This is a genomic window from Sphingomonas arantia, assembly GCF_042682045.1.
GTDB classification, from domain to species: Bacteria; Pseudomonadota; Alphaproteobacteria; order Sphingomonadales; family Sphingomonadaceae; genus Sphingomonas_R; species Sphingomonas_R arantia.
Genome location: NZ_JBHUGS010000001.1, coordinates 992,457 through 1,007,368 on the forward strand (window position 1 = coordinate 992,457; position 14,912 = coordinate 1,007,368).

Annotated in this window: 16 protein-coding genes; 4 read left to right on the forward strand and 12 right to left on the reverse strand. The window is 68.2% G+C overall.

Annotated elements, in window-relative coordinates; genetic code table 11:
• Positions 1–217: 217 nt before the first annotated feature.
• Together pgeF and galE are read right to left on the reverse strand one after the other, a co-directional pair.
• Positions 218–982, reverse strand: coding sequence for a peptidoglycan editing factor PgeF (gene pgeF / locus ACFSGX_RS04705; protein WP_380927842.1), 765 nt, complete (start codon positions 980–982; stop codon positions 218–220).
• Positions 979–2,001 carry a UDP-glucose 4-epimerase GalE gene (gene galE, locus ACFSGX_RS04710; RefSeq protein ID WP_380927844.1) on the reverse strand — a complete coding sequence of 341 codons (1,023 nt, stop codon included), beginning with the start codon at positions 1,999–2,001 and terminating at the stop codon, positions 979–981. Before galE ends, pgeF begins: the two co-directional genes overlap by 4 nt.
• A 134-nt stretch (positions 2,002–2,135) precedes the next feature.
• Between galE and ACFSGX_RS04715 the strand changes: the two genes are divergently transcribed.
• Positions 2,136–3,377: a YihY/virulence factor BrkB family protein gene (locus tag ACFSGX_RS04715; RefSeq protein WP_380927846.1), complete on the forward strand. Its 1,242-nt coding sequence runs from the start codon at positions 2,136–2,138 to the stop codon at positions 3,375–3,377.
• 343 nt (positions 3,378–3,720) lie between these two features.
• On the opposite strand, the gene ACFSGX_RS04720 is transcribed toward ACFSGX_RS04715, so the two are convergent.
• From ACFSGX_RS04720 to aroQ, 5 genes are all read right to left on the reverse strand, one after another.
• Entirely contained in the window at positions 3,721–4,098 is a 378-nt protein-coding gene (locus tag ACFSGX_RS04720; protein WP_380927847.1) for a Fe-S oxidoreductase, read from the reverse strand.
• Positions 4,099–4,254: 156 nt separating this feature from the next.
• Positions 4,255–4,986, reverse strand: coding sequence for a ParA family protein (locus ACFSGX_RS04725; RefSeq protein WP_380927849.1), 732 nt, complete (start codon positions 4,984–4,986; stop codon positions 4,255–4,257).
• A 92-nt stretch (positions 4,987–5,078) separates the two neighbouring features.
• Positions 5,079–6,452: an acetyl-CoA carboxylase biotin carboxylase subunit gene (gene accC / locus ACFSGX_RS04730; protein ID WP_380927851.1), complete on the reverse strand. Its 1,374-nt coding sequence runs from the start codon at positions 6,450–6,452 to the stop codon at positions 5,079–5,081.
• A gap of 2 nt (positions 6,453–6,454) precedes the next feature.
• Positions 6,455–6,931, reverse strand: coding sequence for an acetyl-CoA carboxylase biotin carboxyl carrier protein (gene accB, locus ACFSGX_RS04735; RefSeq protein ID WP_380927853.1), 477 nt, complete (start codon positions 6,929–6,931; stop codon positions 6,455–6,457).
• A 30-nt stretch (positions 6,932–6,961) separates the two neighbouring features.
• Positions 6,962–7,402 (reverse strand): type II 3-dehydroquinate dehydratase, encoded by a 441-nt coding sequence (gene aroQ, locus ACFSGX_RS04740; RefSeq protein ID WP_380927855.1) that lies wholly within the window; start codon positions 7,400–7,402, stop codon positions 6,962–6,964.
• Between the two features lie 386 nt (positions 7,403–7,788).
• On the opposite strand from aroQ, the gene thiS reads away from it, so the two are divergent.
• Both thiS and ACFSGX_RS04750 read left to right on the forward strand, forming a co-directional pair.
• A complete protein-coding gene (thiS, locus tag ACFSGX_RS04745; protein ID WP_380927856.1) occupies positions 7,789–8,796 on the forward strand; it encodes a sulfur carrier protein ThiS in 1,008 nt (335 codons plus the stop codon).
• A gap of 105 nt (positions 8,797–8,901) precedes the next feature.
• Positions 8,902–9,093 (forward strand): CsbD family protein, encoded by a 192-nt coding sequence (locus tag ACFSGX_RS04750; RefSeq protein WP_380927858.1) that lies wholly within the window; start codon positions 8,902–8,904, stop codon positions 9,091–9,093.
• A gap of 126 nt (positions 9,094–9,219) precedes the next feature.
• On the opposite strand, the gene ACFSGX_RS04755 is transcribed toward ACFSGX_RS04750, so the two are convergent.
• From ACFSGX_RS04755 to ACFSGX_RS04775, 5 genes are all read right to left on the reverse strand, one after another.
• Entirely contained in the window at positions 9,220–9,873 is a 654-nt protein-coding gene (locus tag ACFSGX_RS04755) for a hypothetical protein (RefSeq protein ID WP_380927859.1), read from the reverse strand.
• A 149-nt stretch (positions 9,874–10,022) separates the two neighbouring features.
• Complete coding sequence (locus ACFSGX_RS04760; RefSeq protein ID WP_380927861.1) at positions 10,023–10,493, reverse strand: hypothetical protein; 471 nt, start codon at positions 10,491–10,493, stop codon at positions 10,023–10,025.
• Positions 10,490–12,148: a thiamine pyrophosphate-binding protein gene (locus ACFSGX_RS04765; protein WP_380927862.1), complete on the reverse strand. Its 1,659-nt coding sequence runs from the start codon at positions 12,146–12,148 to the stop codon at positions 10,490–10,492. The genes ACFSGX_RS04760 and ACFSGX_RS04765 overlap by 4 nt, the downstream gene beginning before the upstream one ends.
• Before the next feature lie 82 nt (positions 12,149–12,230).
• Positions 12,231–12,419 carry a hypothetical protein gene (locus tag ACFSGX_RS04770; protein ID WP_157175231.1) on the reverse strand — a complete coding sequence of 63 codons (189 nt, stop codon included), beginning with the start codon at positions 12,417–12,419 and terminating at the stop codon, positions 12,231–12,233.
• Positions 12,420–12,539: 120 nt separating this feature from the next.
• A complete protein-coding gene (locus tag ACFSGX_RS04775) occupies positions 12,540–13,979 on the reverse strand; it encodes an NAD-dependent succinate-semialdehyde dehydrogenase (RefSeq protein WP_380927864.1) in 1,440 nt (479 codons plus the stop codon).
• Between the two features lie 135 nt (positions 13,980–14,114).
• On the opposite strand from ACFSGX_RS04775, the gene ACFSGX_RS04780 reads away from it, so the two are divergent.
• A complete protein-coding gene (locus tag ACFSGX_RS04780; RefSeq protein WP_380928245.1) occupies positions 14,115–14,816 on the forward strand; it encodes a CoA transferase subunit A in 702 nt (233 codons plus the stop codon).
• Positions 14,817–14,912: the final 96 nt, after the last annotated feature.

The window sequence follows — 14,912 nt, forward strand, 5'->3', positions numbered from 1 at the left end:
GGTTATTAGCCCCTCTCCTTCAGGGGAGGGGTTGGGGTGGGGCTGACATCTTCAAGCCGGTGAGGTTGAAGGTGTGGTGCTGTTGCCCCCACCCCAACCCAGTTTCATGTGAGGGCAGGTGAAACATGCCCCCGGCATGTTTCAGGAATTGCCGGGGGCAATTCCGACCTGCCGTCACATGAAACTCCTGAAGGAGAGGGGCTTAGAAGTAAGAAGGTCAGTCAGCGGCGATCACGCTCATCTGGCGGCCGTAGCCCGGTTCCGCGCGGTGGGTGGCGCGGCGGTAGCTGTAGAAGCGGTTGGCCAGAGCGTAGGTGTCGAGGCCGAGTGCGTCGATGCGGGTGACGCCGGCGGTGGCGAGGCGGTGGGCGACGTAGGATTCGATGTCGAATTGATGATGGTCGTCGCGCCGGCCTTCGCGGAAGAAGCGTTCGTTTTCAGGGTCGTGCGCGGTGAAGCGGTCGCGGAAGCTCGTGTCGACCTCGTAGGAGGCGCGCGCGATGCACGGGCCGATCGCGGCGACGATGCGCGTGCGGTCCGCGCCGAGCGCCACCATCGCGTCGAGGGTCGCGTCGGTGACACCGCCGAGCGCGCCCTTCCAGCCGGCGTGGGTGGCGCCGACGATCCCGGCCGCGCGGTCCGCGAACAGGACGGGGACGCAATCGGCGGTGAGGATGCCGATCAGCAGGCCGGGGCGGTCGGTGACGAGCGCGTCGGCGTGCGGGCGGGCGTCGTCGGGGAACGGTTCGGTCACGGTGATTGCGGTGGCGGAGTGGACCTGGTGCGGCGTGACCAGCTTCGCGCCGGGGGCGACCGCGGCCACCGCCCGGCGGCGGTTTTCGAGGATCGCTTCGCGGTCGTCGTCCGAGCCCAGGCCGACGTTGAGGCCAGCGTAGATCCCGGTCGACACGCCGCCGCTGCGGCCGAGAAAGCCGTGGCGGATCCCGTCGAGCTGGGCGGAGCGGACGACGTCGACGGTCATGGCTTGGTCCCGTCCATGTCGTCCATGCCCTGCCGCACGGTGCCTTCCCAGGCGAGCGCGTGGCCGACGATGGTGTCGAGATCGTCATGCTGCGGACGCCAGGGCAGGCGCGCGAGGATGGCGCTGTTGTCCGCGATCAGTGCGGCCGGATCGCCCGCGCGGCGCGGCTGCATGATGCGGTCGACGGTGACGCCGGCGACGCGGTCGACCGCGTCGAGCACCTCCAGCACCGAGAAGCCGCGACCGTAGCCGCAGTTGAGCGTCAGATTCTCGCCGGGCGAGGCCTCGAGCGCCTCCAGCGCGTGGAGATGCGCGTCGGCGAGGTCGGTGACGTGGATATAGTCGCGCACGCCGGTGCCGTCGGCGGTGTCGAAATCGCTGCCGAACACCGCGACCGAGGGACGCTTGCCGAGGGCGGCTTCGGCGGCGATCTTGATCAGGTGGGTCGCGCCGGCGGTCGATTGCCCGGCGCGGCCCTGCGGATCGGCGCCCGCGACGTTGAAGTAGCGCAGCGCGCAATAGGTGATCGGGTGCGCGGCGGCGACGTCGGCCAGCATCTGTTCCGACATCAGCTTGGACATGCCGTAGGGGTTGATCGGGCGTTTCGGGTCGCCCTCCTGCACCGGCACGCGCTCGGGCGTGCCGTAGGTGGCGGCGGTGGAGCTGAACAGGAAATGCCGGACGCCGCCGGTGACCGCGGACTCGATCAGGCTGCGCGTCGCGGCGGTGTTGTTGCGGTAATATTTGAGCGGGTCGGTGACCGACTCCGGCACGACGACCGAGCCGGCGAAATGCAGGATCGCGTGGACATTGTGATCCGCGATGAGCCGCGCGACCAGGTCCGCGTCCGACACGTCGCCCTGGATGAAGGCGGCGCGCGGGTCGATCGCATCGGCGAACCCGGTGACGAGATTGTCGAGCACGACGACTTTCCGGCCCGCGTCGAGCAGCGCCAGGACGGCGTGGCTGCCGATATAGCCGGCGCCGCCGGTGACGAGGACGGTGGTCGGTTCGGTCATGCATGCGCTCCGGCTGTTGCGGTCGCCCCGTCTGTACGGCGCGGCGGCGCGGGTTGGAAGTGCAGGCGCTTCGCGGGAGCCGGAACGGAAGGTGGACGGGCCGGGTTGAGGCGGGGTTAACCAAGGGGGCCGCCATGACCGATACTGCCACCGTTCCCGACCAGCGCGGTCGGGACGCGACATCGCCCTGGCGGATGCCGGCGAAGGGCTGGAAGGACGTGCTGATCCGCACGTACCGCGAGACGGGGCGCGACAATATCGGGCTGATCGCGGCGGGGGTCGCTTTTTACGCATTCCTGTCGATCGTGCCGCTGCTGGGTGCGATGGTGCTGAGTTACGGACTGGTGGTGGAGCCGGCGACGGTGCTGCGCGATATCCGCGCGCTGGCGGCGGTGATGCCGGCGGACGCGGCGAAGCTGGTCGGCGAGCAACTGCTGAACGTTGTCGAGGCGTCGGGGGGCAAGAAGGGGTTCGGGCTGATCCTGGCGCTGGGGCTCGCCTTCTACGGCGCGATGAAGGCGGCGACCGCGGTGATCACCGCGCTCGACATCGCGTATGAGCAGGAGGAGACGCGCGGGTTCTTGAAGCTGAACGCGTTGGCGCTGGCGATCACGGTGGGCGGCGTGCTGACCGCGATCGTGGCGATGATCGCGATCGCGGCGATGGCGCATCTCGAGACATTGCTGCCGGGGCTGCCCGCGCCGGTGCTGTGGCTGGGGAAGATGTTTTCGTACCTGGTGATGGGCGCCGTTGGGGCGGCGGCGGCGGCAACGCTGTTCCGGTACGGGCCGGATCGGGATCGGGCGCAGTGGACTTGGCTGACGCCGGGGTCGCTGCTGTCGACCGTGCTCTGGCTGGCGTTGACCGCCGGGTTCGGCGTGTATGTTTCGAATTTCGGGAATTACGATGCGACTTACGGGTCGCTGGGGGCGGTGGTGGTGCTGCTGACCTGGATCTGGTTGTCGTCTTACGTGCTGCTGTTGGGGGCGGAGCTAAATTCGGAGCTGGAGCATCAGACTGCGGCCGACACGACGCGGGGGCCGGAGCGGGCGATGGGGGCTCGGGGGGCGACCGTTGCGGATAGTGTGGCGGGGGGTGTTGTTGCTTCGCGTGATGTCTCGTTGGGCGAGGTTGCGGAGCTGGAGGTTGGTTCTGGAGCGCCTGTGAAGACGGGTTCGGGCGTCGGGCGGGCTTTGGTTGTCGCGGGTGTCGGGAGCCGGGCGGCGCGCGTTGCGGGCGGGGGGAAGGCCGGGATGGTGCCAACCTTGTTGGTGACGGCCGGATTGAGTTGCCTGCGGCGCGAGCGGCGGGCGGGTGTCGGGGTGGTGTTGTTGGCGGCCGGTGGGGGGCTGGCCTGGTTGGGGCGGAAGCGGTGAGCTTCCGTCGTTAGGTCCCCGGCGGAGGCCGGGGCCTGGGTGAAGCGGTTGCGTCTAGGCCCCGGCCTTCGCCGGGGAACTGACGGTGGTGGGGGCGCGGTTTTTTACTGATCCGTCGCCCACCCCCGTTCGGTTCGAGCTTGTCGAGAACTTGGCGGGTTCTCGACAAGCTCGAACCAAACGGATTTCAGTGGAGTGCTTCGATCGAGCTGTTGGCTTCTCGGCTTCGCTCGAAGGGTACCTCGACTCCGCTCGGGATGGGCGGGCGGTGTTCGAGCAGCCCGGCACAAACGAAAAGGGCGGCCCGTTGCGGGGCCGCCCTTCTCTTGCTTGACGTCGGGGCTTACTTGCCGCCGCGGTTCTTGCAGTTGTCGGTGACCGTGCGCGAGCAGGTCGGGTAGTCCTTGGTCGACGGCTGCGGCGTCGTGGACTGGGTGGCCATCGGGGCCGGAGCTGCGGCCGGGTCAGACGCCATCGGCGCGGGGGCTGCGGCGGCCGGGTCGGTTGCCATCGGCGCTGCGGCGGCCGGATCGGCGGGGGCCGCGGCGTCGGCGGGGGCGGTCATGGCCGGATCGGCGGCGGGCGGCGTTGCGGCGGCGGCTGGATCAGCAGCGGCGGCCGGATCGGCGGCGGCACCGGCCTGCGCCGGCGGCTGCGTCATGTCCTGAGCAATGGCTGGCGCGGTCAGCATGAACGCTGCGGCGATCAGAAATGGCTTCATCGGGTTTCTCCTCAAAAGGACGGTAAAATTCGTGTTCCGGATCGTAGTAACTCACGAACATGCGATCGGAGCCATGCTCTGGCACAAATTAACGCAGATTCACTCCATGAACTGACAAAAAGACCATATGAACCGGCGAAGCGTTCACCGATCCGGTCAGGTCGTTTCGGCGAGACGTCGTTCGATACCAGTCCAGATGCCGGCGAATGCTTGCGCGGCGACCGAGGTGGGAGCGAATAGTGCGACGGGCGCGCGGTGGAGCGTCATCGCCTCGACCGCGCTGGCCATCGGGATGCGCGGCCAGTCGGGCGCGGCCTCGATCGTGGCGAGGTGCAGCGCGCGGCGGCGATCGACCATCGAGAAGACCGGCAGGATCGGCGCGTGGCGGCCGGGGGCGTTGGCGAAGTGGGTGACGACATCGTCGAGCGCGCGCCGGGCGAGCGGGGAGGGGATCACCGGTGCCACGATCAGGGTGGCGGCGCGCGCGACCTGCTCGCTGGTTTCGGTGAGGCCGGGCGGGCAGTCGAGGATGATCCGGTCGTAGCGATCGGACAGTTCATTCAGCAGGCGGAGCAGCCGCTTGCGCTTGCCCAGCACGCCGAAGAAGCTGTCGAGCCGGCGGAGGGACGCATCGGCGGGGAGCAGGTCGAGCCCGTCGATCGCGGTCGGGCGGATGAGGCGGTCGGGCGTGACCGAGCGCGCGAACACCGCCTCGGCCGGGTCGGCAGCGGGGCTGTCGCCGCCCAGCAGCCAGGTCGAGGCGGCCTGTGGGTCGAGATCCCAGAGCAAAGTGCGGCGGCGGCAGATGGTGGCGGCATGCGCGAGGTTGACCGCGAGCGAGGTTTTACCGACGCCGCCCTTGAGGCTGTAGACCGCGATCGTCGCCATGCCTTGCTCCTCTTGCGTGCCGCGTGGGTGTTCGGTTCGGGCGCTGCGCGGCGTTCTCGACAGGCTCGAACCGAACGGGTTTTGTGCTCCGGTCAGGCCTGGCTTGCGGTCGCGTCTGCGAGGTCCTGGCGGGCGAGCCATTCCTCCAGCCACTTGATCGTATAGTCGCCGCGCTGGAATTCCGGATCGTCGAGCAGCGCCTGGTGGAGCGGGATTGTCGTCTTGACGCCTTCGACCACGAATTCCTCAAGCGCGCGGCGGAGGCGGCGGAGCGCACCGTCGCGGGTGGTGCCGTACACGATGAGCTTGGCGATCATCGAGTCGTAGTAGGGCGGGATGCGGTAGCCGGCGTAGAGCCCGCTATCGACGCGGACGTTCATGCCGCCCGGCGCGTGATACCCCTTCACGAGGCCCGGCGAGGGCATGAAGGTGCGCGGGTCCTCCGCATTGATGCGGCATTCGATCGCGTGGCCGCGGAACACGACGTCTTCCTGGCGCAGCGTCAGCGACTTGCCGTCGGCGATGCGAATCTGTTCGCGGACGAGATCGAGACCGGTGATCGCCTCGGTCACCGGATGTTCGACCTGGAGCCGGGTGTTCATCTCGATGAAGTAGAATTCGTTGTTTTCGTACAGGAATTCGATCGTGCCAGCGCCGCGATAGCCCATGTCGGCCATCGCCTTTGCGACGATGCCGCCCATGTCCATGCGCTGCGCCGCGCTGATGACGGGGGAGGGGGCCTCCTCCAGCACCTTCTGGTGGCGGCGCTGGAGCGAGCAGTCGCGTTCGCCGAGATGGATCGCGTTGCCGCGGCCGTCGCCGAACACCTGGAATTCGATGTGGCGCGGATCGCCGAGATATTTTTCGAGATAGACGGTCGCGTCGCCGAACGCGGCCTTCGCCTCGCGCCCCGCCTGCATCATCAGCGTTTCGAGCTGCGACGGATCGGTGCAGACCTTCATGCCGCGGCCACCGCCGCCGGAGGCCGCCTTGATGATGACCGGGTAGCCGGCCGCCTCGGCGATCGCCTTGGCTTCGTCGATATCGGAGATCGGGCCGTCGGAACCGGGGACGAGCGGGAGACCGAGGGCCGCGGCGGTGCGCTTGGCCTCGATCTTGTCGCCCATCGTGCGGATATGTTCGGGCTTCGGCCCGATCCAGATGATGCCGTGACTTTCGACGATCTCGGCGAAGCGCGCGTTTTCGCTGAGGAACCCGTAGCCCGGATGGATCGCGTCGGCATGCGTGATTTCGGCCGCCGAAATGATGTTCGGGATGTTGAGATAGCTGTCGGCTGCCGCGGGGGGGCCGATGCAGACCGCCTCGTCCGCCAGCCGGACGTGCATGGCGTCCTCGTCCGCGGTGGAATGGACCGCGACCGTCTTGATCCCCATTTCATGGCAGGCGCGGTGGATGCGGAGTGCGATTTCGCCGCGGTTGGCGATCAGGACCTTGGTGATCGCCATGCTTATTCGACGATCGCGAGCGGCTGGTCGAATTCGACCGGCTGGCCGTTGTCGACGAACAGCTGGCGCACGGTGCCGGCGCGCGGGGCGACGATCGGGTTCATGACCTTCATCGCCTCGACGATCAGCAGCGTGTCACCGGCGGCGACGGCCTGGCCGACGACGGCGAACGGCTTCGAACCGGGTTCGGCCGCCATGTAGGCGGTGCCGACCATCGGCGATTTCACGACGCCGGGGTGATCGGCGGGCTCGATCGCCATCGGGGCGGCAGCGGCGGGTGCCGGGGCGGCGAGCGGTGCCGGGGCGGGGGCGGCCTGCATGACGGGCGCGGTGATCGCGGCGGCCTTGCGCACCACGCGGATGCGGCGATCGCCGTCGGACACCTCGATTTCGGTGAGGTGCGTGTCGTCGAGCAGTTCGGCCAGTTGCTTCACCAGGCCGACATCGACCTGCATCGCGCCATTGGGGGTATCGGTCATCTTCGGAGTCCCTGTTTTGGCGCGCAAATGTCAGAGCTTGGCGGCGGCGTCCAGCGCCAGCACGTAGGAATGCGCGCCGAAGCCCGCGATCGTGCCCTTGGCGGCCATGCCGACATAGCTTTTGTGGCGGAAGGTTTCGCGGGTGTGCGGGTTGGACAGGTGGACCTCGATCACCGGCACGGACACGGCCTTGATCGCATCGTGGATGGCGATCGAAGTGTGGGTGAAGGCGCCCGCGTTGAGCAGTACGGCCTTGGCCCCGCGGGCGTTCGCCTCCTGGATCCAGTCGACGAGCAGCCCTTCGTGGTTGGTCTGGCGCATGTCGATCTCCAGCCCGATCTCCTGCGCGCGGTCGTCGAGCATGCCGGCGATGTCGTCGAGCGTGTCCGTGCCGTAGATGGCGGGCTCGCGCAGGCCCAGCATGTTCAGGTTGGGACCGTTCAGGACGTAGACGACGGGGCTGTCCGGCATTGCGGGCTTTCTGGTGGCGTGGAGGGACGCTTCCTACAATGTCCTGCGGCGGCTGCAAAGGAGCAGGTCCGACGATCGTCATCCCGGCGCAGGCCGGAATCTCGTTTGGGCTTGGGGTGGGTTTTTTACCGAAGGGAGATCCTGGCTTTCGCCGGGATGACGGTTTGGGGGGGAGGGGCGCCTCTTAGCCCCTCTCCTTTAGGGGAGGGGTTGGGGTGGGGCTGAGCGTTTCAAGCCGGTGAGATTGCGGGTGTGGTGCTGTTGCCCCCACCCCAACCCCTCCCCTGAAGGAGAGGGGCTCAAGAAATGCCGTCCGCTTAAATCCCGCTACCGTTTGAACATCGCCCCCCGCATCTCTAGATCGCGGGTCAGGCACGGAGACGCAGATGCATAGCGACGGTACGATCACACTCAGCGTGAATGGCGAGCATAAGCGCGTGCGGGCCGGCATCACGCTGGCGGAGCTGGCGTCGGAGCTGGGGCTGGTGCCGGAGAAGGTGGCGGTGGAACGCAACCTGGAGGTGGTGCCGCGGTCGACGCTGGGACAGGTCGTGGCGGAGGACGGCGATGAGCTGGAGATCGTGCACTTCGTCGGTGGTGGCGATCATGTCGCGGCCCCGGTCAAGGACGACACATGGACGGTCGCCGGGCGGACGTTCCGGTCGCGGCTGATCGTCGGGACCGGCAAGTACAAGGATTTCGCGCAGAACGCCGCGGCGGTTGAAGCCGCCGGAGCCGAGATCGTGACGGTGGCGGTGCGCCGCGTGAACGTGTCGGACCGCAATGCGCCGGTGCTGATGGACTATATCGATCCGAAGAAGGTCACGTACCTGCCCAATACCGCGGGGTGCTTCACCGCGGACGAGGCGATCCGGACGTTGCGGCTGGCGCGCGAGGCGGGTGGCTGGAACCTGGTGAAGCTGGAGGTGCTGGGCGAGGCGCGGACGCTGTACCCCGACATGGTCGAGACGATCCGCGCGTGCGAGATCCTGGCCAACGAGGGGTTCGAGCCGATGGTGTACTGCGTCGACGATCCGATCGCCGCGAAGCGGCTGGAGAATGTCGGTGCGGTCGCGATCATGCCGCTGGGCGCGCCGATCGGGTCCGGGCTGGGCATCCAGAACCGCGTGACGATCCGGCTGATCGTCGAGGGGGCGAGCGTGCCGGTGCTGGTCGATGCGGGCGTGGGTACTGCGTCCGAAGCGGCGGTGGCGATGGAGCTGGGCTGCGACGGGGTGCTGATGAACACCGCAATCGCCGAGGCGAAGGACCCGGTGATGATGGCGACCGCGATGCGCCATGCGGTGGAGGCCGGGCGACTGGCCTACCGCGCCGGGCGGATGGGGCGGCGGATGTATGCTGACCCGTCGAGCCCGCTGGGGGGCCTGATCTGATTCACGTTACGAGAGCGTCATGGAACCGCGTCCGGGGCGGTTGGTTTTGATCCATGTTAACAACGATGGCACCGCAATCAGGCGGCGCCGGCCAGGAGATGGATCATGGGCGAGTTCACCGACAAGCTGAAGGGTGCTGCAAACGAAGCCATCGGCAACGTGAAGCAGGCCGTCGGCAAGGGCACCGACAACCATGACCTGGAGGCCGAAGGCCATGCGCAGGAAGCCAAGGGCGAGATGCAGCATGCCAAGGGCGACGTGAAGGGTGGCGTGAAGAAGGTGGTCGACAAGATCTGACCCGCTGCCATTGATCAATAACGGAGCGCCGTCGCGGGAAACCGCGGCGGCTTTTTTTTGCGAGTCGACCGGGTCGGTTGGGGGCCTGATTTGGTCCCCCGGCGCCGGACGCTGAACTTGGGTGGGTTATTTGTGAGCGAGGCGTCCGCGGATCTGTTCGAGGGCCGCCGCATCGGCCGGCTTCCGTGGCGGCAGGTCCGGTACAGCGGCCAGCGTCCTGACCGACTTGCCCTGATTGTCTTTCAAGTCGGGATCGGCACCGCGTGACAGTAGGAATGCGACCAGCGACCATTGGCCGAAACTCGCGGACATGACGGCAGGGGTCTGGTTGAACGGCGGCAAGCGGTGATCGACGCTGGCGCCCTCCGCCATCAGCCGGTCCATCCACTTCGTATCGTTCCAGAGGATGGCGTTGGAGTAGGAGCCTTCGATGAGCTCCTCCCGGCTCAACACCGGCTTGGCGCGCTCATGCGCGTAGAACGATGCGCCGAGCGTGCCGAGCGCGGCCAGGACCGCGAGGAAGCTGCCCCACATCGCGATGCGGATGACGTGAAGACCCGCCTGATCCGATCGCCGCGGCGCTCCCCGTTCCAACATCGCGAGGAAGGGCAGCACGACGGGATACCCCGTCACCGAAAGCAGGACCGCGAGGTAGAGGCCGAGTTCCGCGTCCGTCGGCTTGCCGGGAACGCTCAACAGCACGGGCAGGATCAGCAGGATGCACAGCACCCAGAGCGACCAGAGCGCCGCGGTCTTCGCAAAAGTGACGATGCGCGGCATAGGACCCAATCGGTAGGATACGGGCGTAGCCGTGCTGACCGCCCCCGCACAAGCGTGTCGTACGGTTCATGATCCTTCACGAGACCCAAAGCCGGTCGTCGCAATGGGCGAGGGGCGGCACCGGTTATTGGGATCTGCGGGAACGGTGTCTAGTTGCCTTGTTGCTGGGCTGGCATCTGGCTGCGAAGCGTCTGTTCCGTGAACGACACCGCTTCGGCGACCGACACGGTGAAGACTCCGCCTTCGGCCTGCTGCCATTGCGCGATGCCGTCGGCGCTGTCCGGGAACGCGATCTTGGACGAAGACAGCCTCGTGACGCTCGCGTCCAGCGCGGCCTTGGAAAACGGCGCGTGTTGCAGGATGCCGGCGAGCGGCAGTCCAGTGAAATGTACGCCGATGATGCTCACATGGTAGATCGACCCGATCTTCGGAAAATCAGCGCCATCGTCGATTTTCTGGATCTTTAGAAGTGACCCCTTGTCCTCGGGGCGGGTGCGGTACTCCCATATCTGCCCTTCCGAATATGTCTTGCCGGGCAATCCGGCCATTGCTGTCCCGGTAAACCCGACAAGCCCAAGACCGGCCCACAGCAGGTGCCGCAGCGTCGTCCGGACGATCATGCAGGGTTCCGGAGCATCGTCATCGTGGCACCGGGTGAGATCTGTTCGATGTCGGTCTTGAGGTGGAGGAGGGCGATGCCGGGCTGCGCGGTCGCCTCGGCCAGCGCGGGGGCGAAGTCGGCGGTGCGTTCGACCGTGGTGCTCCAGGCGCCGTAGGCGCGGGCGAGCGCGGCGAAGTCGGGGTTGGCGAGCGTGGTGCCGGAGATGCGGCCGGGGTAGCGCCGTTCCTGGTGCATGCGGATCGTGCCATAGCTGGCGTTGTCGACCACCAGGATCAGCAGGCGGCAGCCAAGTGCCGCGGCGGTCGCCAGTTCCTGACCGTTCATCAGGAAATCGCCATCGCCCGCGATGACCACGACCTGGCGGTCCGGGTGGCGGCGGGCGGCGGCGATGCCGGCGGGCAGGCCGTAGCCCATCGCGCCCGCCGTCGGGGCGAGCTGCGTCGTCGGGCCGTCGTAGCGCCAGTAGCGGTGCCACCAGCCGGAGAAGTTGCCGGCACCGTTGCAGAGGATGGAGTCGCCGGGCAGCACGCGCTGCATCTCGGTGACGCAGGCGGCGAGATCGAGCGTCGCGGTGCTCTCGGGCGGGACTATCCAGGCCTCCCATTCGGCGTTCGCCTCGGCCCCGTCGGCGAATTCGAGCAGGTCGTCGTCCCAGCCGGCGGCTGTTTCGGCGAAGTCGTGGCAGTCCGCGCAGATGGCGAGGTCGGTGCGGTAGACCGAGTGGAGTTCCTCCGGATCCGGGTGGACGTGGACGAGAATCTGGTCGGGATGCTCGGGCGTGATGAGCGTATAGCCGTCGGTCGTCGCCTCGCCCAACCGCGCGCCGACGACGAGGATCAGGTCGGCGGCGCGGACGCGGGCGGTGAGCGCGGGGTTGGGGCCGTAGCCGAGATTGCCGGCATAGACCGGGCAGTCGTTGGGGATCGCATCCTGCCGACGGAAGGCGGCGGCGACGGGCAGGCCGATCCGCATCGCCCAGGTGCAGAACCAGACCGCGGTGGCGGCGTCCCAGTCCGCGCCGCCGACGATCGCGATCGGGGCGGCGGCATCGCGCAGCAGATCGACGAGCGTGTTCATCGCGAGCGCATCGACGGGTTGCGGCGGGCGGACGATGCGTGGGCGATCGACCGCGGCGACGACGTCGCAGAGCATGTCCTCCGGCAGCGCCAGCACGACCGGGCCGGGGCGACCGGCCATGGCGGTGGCGTAGGCGCGCGCGATATATTCGGGGATGCGGGCGGCGTCGTCGATCCGCGCGGCCCATTTGGCGAGCGGGCGGAACATGGCGACGAGGTCGACCTCCTGAAATGCCTCGCGGTCGCGATCGGCGCGGGCGACGTCGCCGACGAACAGGATCATCGGGACCGAATCCTGCATCGCGACATGGACGCCGATCGAGGCGTTGGTGGCGCCGGGGCCGCGCGTGACGAAGGCGATGCCGGGACGCTTGGTCATCGCGCCGTCCGCGGCGGCCATGTAGGCGACGCCGCCCTCCTGCCGTGCCACGACGAGGTCGATCGCGGGCACGTCGTGCAGCGCATCGAGGACCGCGAGGTAGCTTTCGCCCGGCACGCAGAAGATGCGGTCGCAGCCCTGCGCCACGAGTTGATCGACGAGGATGCGGCCGCCGGTGCGGGTGTCTGGGGATGTCATGACCCGGTCATAGCCGGATCGGTTGCGGCGGAAAACCGTGCGTCCGTCGGGTCGGGCGAAATGGCCTATGCCGTGCGGATCGTCAGCGGGCGGGGAGGCCGGAGCCTTCTGCGGCCTGTGCCGGAAGCTGCGCGCTGCCGCGTTCGGGCGCGGGGTGCGATTCGATGTAGGCGAAGACAGCGACTGCGATCGTCAGGAGCAGGACGCCGACGACCACCGCGTAGAGAATCCGTGCACCGCGGCCGGGGGCGCCATCGGGTCGTCCAGTCATGGTGGTGGTCCTTTCCGTGACGATCTCGGGCGCTTGCCTAGCATGGTTGCGCGCGGGGGTCGCGTTAACCGCGATCGGGGCGTTCCCGCCGACACGGGAACGCCCCCTTCGGTCCACCGATCAGGACATGTGGACGGTCTTCGTCACCAGATGCGCCTGGACGCCTTCGGGGCCGTCCTCCGATCCGTGGCCGCTGTCCTTCATGCCGCCGAACGGACTGTCGGGGAAGCTGAGGCGCACGCCGTTGATGGCGACCATGCCCGCCTCGATCGCGTCGCCGAGCAGGTTCTGGCGGCGACCGTTTTCTGTGAAGCAATAGGCCGCGAGGCCGAAGGGGAGCCGGTTGGCCTGTTCGATCGCATCGTCGACGGTGGCGAACGGGCGGAGGAGGGCGACCGGGCCGAACGGTTCGTCGTTCATCGCGCGCGCCTCGAGCGGCACGTCGGCAAGCACGGTCGGCTGGTAGAAGAAGCCGTTGCCCGCGGCCCGACGCTCGCCACCGGCCAGCAGGCGCGCGCCGGCGGACAGTGCGTCGTCGACGAGGCCGGCGATCGCGTCCGGGCGGCGCGGGTTGGCCATCGGGCCCATCTGGCTGGCGGCGTCCATGCCGTCGCCCACCGCGAGTGCCTTCGTCCGGGCGGCGAACCCGGCGGCGAACGCGTCGTAGATCCCGTCCTGCACATGGAAGCGGGTGGGGGCGACGCAGACCTGGCCGGCGTTACGGAATTTATGCGCGACGAGCGTGTCGAGCGTCTTTTCCAGATCGCAGTCGTCGAACACCAGGACGGGGCCGTGGCCGCCAAGTTCCATCGTCGTCTTCATCATGGTGTCGGCCGCCAGCGCCGCGAGATGCTTGCCGACCGGCACCGATCCGGTGAAGCTGAGCTTGCGCGTGACGGGCGAGGCGAGCAGCTGGCGCGAGACCATGTCGGGGACGCCGAACACGCATTGCGCGACGTCGCCGGGGAGCCCGGCGTCCTGGAAGCAGCGCAGCACCTCGACCGCGGAGCCGGCGGTTTCCTCCGACGGCTTGATGATGATCGAGCAGCCGGCGGCGAGCGCGGGGGCGATCTTGCGCACCACGTTCATCACCGGGAAGTTCCAGGCGCAGAAGGCGGCGACCGGGCCGACCGGCTGGTGCAGGACGAGCGAGCGCGTGCCGGCCGGGCGCGGCAGGACGCGGCCGTAGATGCGCAGCGCCTCGCCCGCGTGGAAATCGAGCAGGGCGGCGGCGAATGCGACCTCGCCCTTCGCCTCGGCCAGGATCTTGCCCTGTTCGGTGGTGGCGATGCGCGCGGTGCGGTCGGCGCGTTCGCGGAGGAGCGCGGCGGTCTTTTGCAGGATCGCGGCGCGGGCGTCGGGGGCGGTGGCGCGCCAGGCCTTGAACCCGCGGTCGGCGGCGGCGAGCGCCTCGTCCAGGTCGGCGGCGGTGGCGAGCGGCAGCTGGGCGAGCGTTTCGCCGGTGGCGGGGTTCAGCACGGCGTGGGTGTCGCGCCCCTCGCCCGTGCGCCAGGTGCCGGCGATGTAGAGGCCGAGACTGGTATCGTAAGCGGTCGCCATGGCGGTTCTCCTGCGGTTGGCGCTCAATCGCATGGTCGCGCGGCGGTGTCACGCCGGGGTGTGCGCGCCCGATTGACCGGCGTCGTACGGGCGGCCTATTCCGCGGTGCAGAAGAAGAACTGGAGAGAGTCGCCGATGAACAAGCTGTATCCCGATGCGGCCGCGGCGCTGTCCGGCGTCCTGTTCGATGGCATGACGATCTGCGCCGGCGGGTTCGGGCTGTGCGGCGTGCCGGAACGGCTGATCGATGCGATCGCGGCGGCGGGCACGACCGGGCTGACGGTGGCGTCGAACAATGCCGGCATCGACGGGGAGGGGCTGGGCAAGCTGCTCCGCACGCGACAGATCAAGAAGATGATCTCCTCCTATGTCGGTGAGAACAAGGAGTTCGAGCGGCAATATCTGAGCGGTGAGCTGGAGGTCGAATTCTGTCCGCAGGGGACGCTGGCCGAGCGCGTGCGCGCGGGTGGGGCGGGGATCCCGGGTTTCTACACCAAGACGGGCGTCGGCACGCTGGTGGCCGAGGGCAAGGAAGTGAAGCTGTTCGACGGGCAGGAGTATGTCCTGGAACGCGGCATCCGCGCGGACCTGTCGATCATCAAGGGGTGGAAGGCGGACGAGGCGGGCAACCTGATCTTCCGCAAGACGGCGCGAAATTTCAACCAGCCGATGGCGACCGCATCGTCGATGACGGTGGCGGAGGTCGAGGAGATCGTGCCGGTCGGGTCGCTGGACCCCGACGCGATCCATGTGCCGGGGATCTATGTGAAGCGGCTGGTGCTGGGCGCGCCGTACGACAAGCGGATCGAGTTCCGCACGGTGCGGGAGCGGGTGTGAGCCGGGCTTCTTCTAAGCCCCTCTCCTTCAGGGGAGGGGTTGGGGTGGGGCTGACCGCTTCAATCCTGCAACGTCGATGGCGCGAAGAGGTAGCCC

Excerpts from the sequence above, each read along its gene's own strand:
- accC (WP_380927851.1), bottom strand. The coding sequence starts at position 6,452 with ATGGCGATCACCAAGGTCCTGATCGCCAACCGCGGCGAAATCGCACTC.
- ACFSGX_RS04715 (WP_380927846.1), top strand. The coding sequence starts at position 2,136 with ATGACCGATACTGCCACCGTTCCCGACCAGCGCGGTCGGGACGCGACA.
- ACFSGX_RS04760 (WP_380927861.1), bottom strand. The coding sequence starts at position 10,493 with ATGATCGTCCGGACGACGCTGCGGCACCTGCTGTGGGCCGGTCTTGGG.
- accB (WP_380927853.1), bottom strand. The coding sequence starts at position 6,931 with ATGACCGATACCCCCAATGGCGCGATGCAGGTCGATGTCGGCCTGGTG.
- ACFSGX_RS04750 (WP_380927858.1), top strand. The coding sequence starts at position 8,902 with ATGGGCGAGTTCACCGACAAGCTGAAGGGTGCTGCAAACGAAGCCATC.
- aroQ (WP_380927855.1), bottom strand. The coding sequence starts at position 7,402 with ATGCCGGACAGCCCCGTCGTCTACGTCCTGAACGGTCCCAACCTGAAC.
- ACFSGX_RS04780 (WP_380928245.1), top strand. The coding sequence starts at position 14,115 with ATGAACAAGCTGTATCCCGATGCGGCCGCGGCGCTGTCCGGCGTCCTG.
- galE (WP_380927844.1), bottom strand. The coding sequence starts at position 2,001 with ATGACCGAACCGACCACCGTCCTCGTCACCGGCGGCGCCGGCTATATC.
- ACFSGX_RS04725 (WP_380927849.1), bottom strand. The coding sequence starts at position 4,986 with ATGGCGACGATCGCGGTCTACAGCCTCAAGGGCGGCGTCGGTAAAACC.
- pgeF (WP_380927842.1), bottom strand. The coding sequence starts at position 982 with ATGACCGTCGACGTCGTCCGCTCCGCCCAGCTCGACGGGATCCGCCAC.
- ACFSGX_RS04765 (WP_380927862.1), bottom strand. The coding sequence starts at position 12,148 with ATGACATCCCCAGACACCCGCACCGGCGGCCGCATCCTCGTCGATCAA.
- ACFSGX_RS04775 (WP_380927864.1), bottom strand. The coding sequence starts at position 13,979 with ATGGCGACCGCTTACGATACCAGTCTCGGCCTCTACATCGCCGGCACC.
- ACFSGX_RS04720 (WP_380927847.1), bottom strand. The coding sequence starts at position 4,098 with ATGAAGCCATTTCTGATCGCCGCAGCGTTCATGCTGACCGCGCCAGCC.
- ACFSGX_RS04770 (WP_157175231.1), bottom strand. The coding sequence starts at position 12,419 with ATGACTGGACGACCCGATGGCGCCCCCGGCCGCGGTGCACGGATTCTC.
- thiS (WP_380927856.1), top strand. The coding sequence starts at position 7,789 with ATGCATAGCGACGGTACGATCACACTCAGCGTGAATGGCGAGCATAAG.
- ACFSGX_RS04755 (WP_380927859.1), bottom strand. The coding sequence starts at position 9,873 with ATGCCGCGCATCGTCACTTTTGCGAAGACCGCGGCGCTCTGGTCGCTC.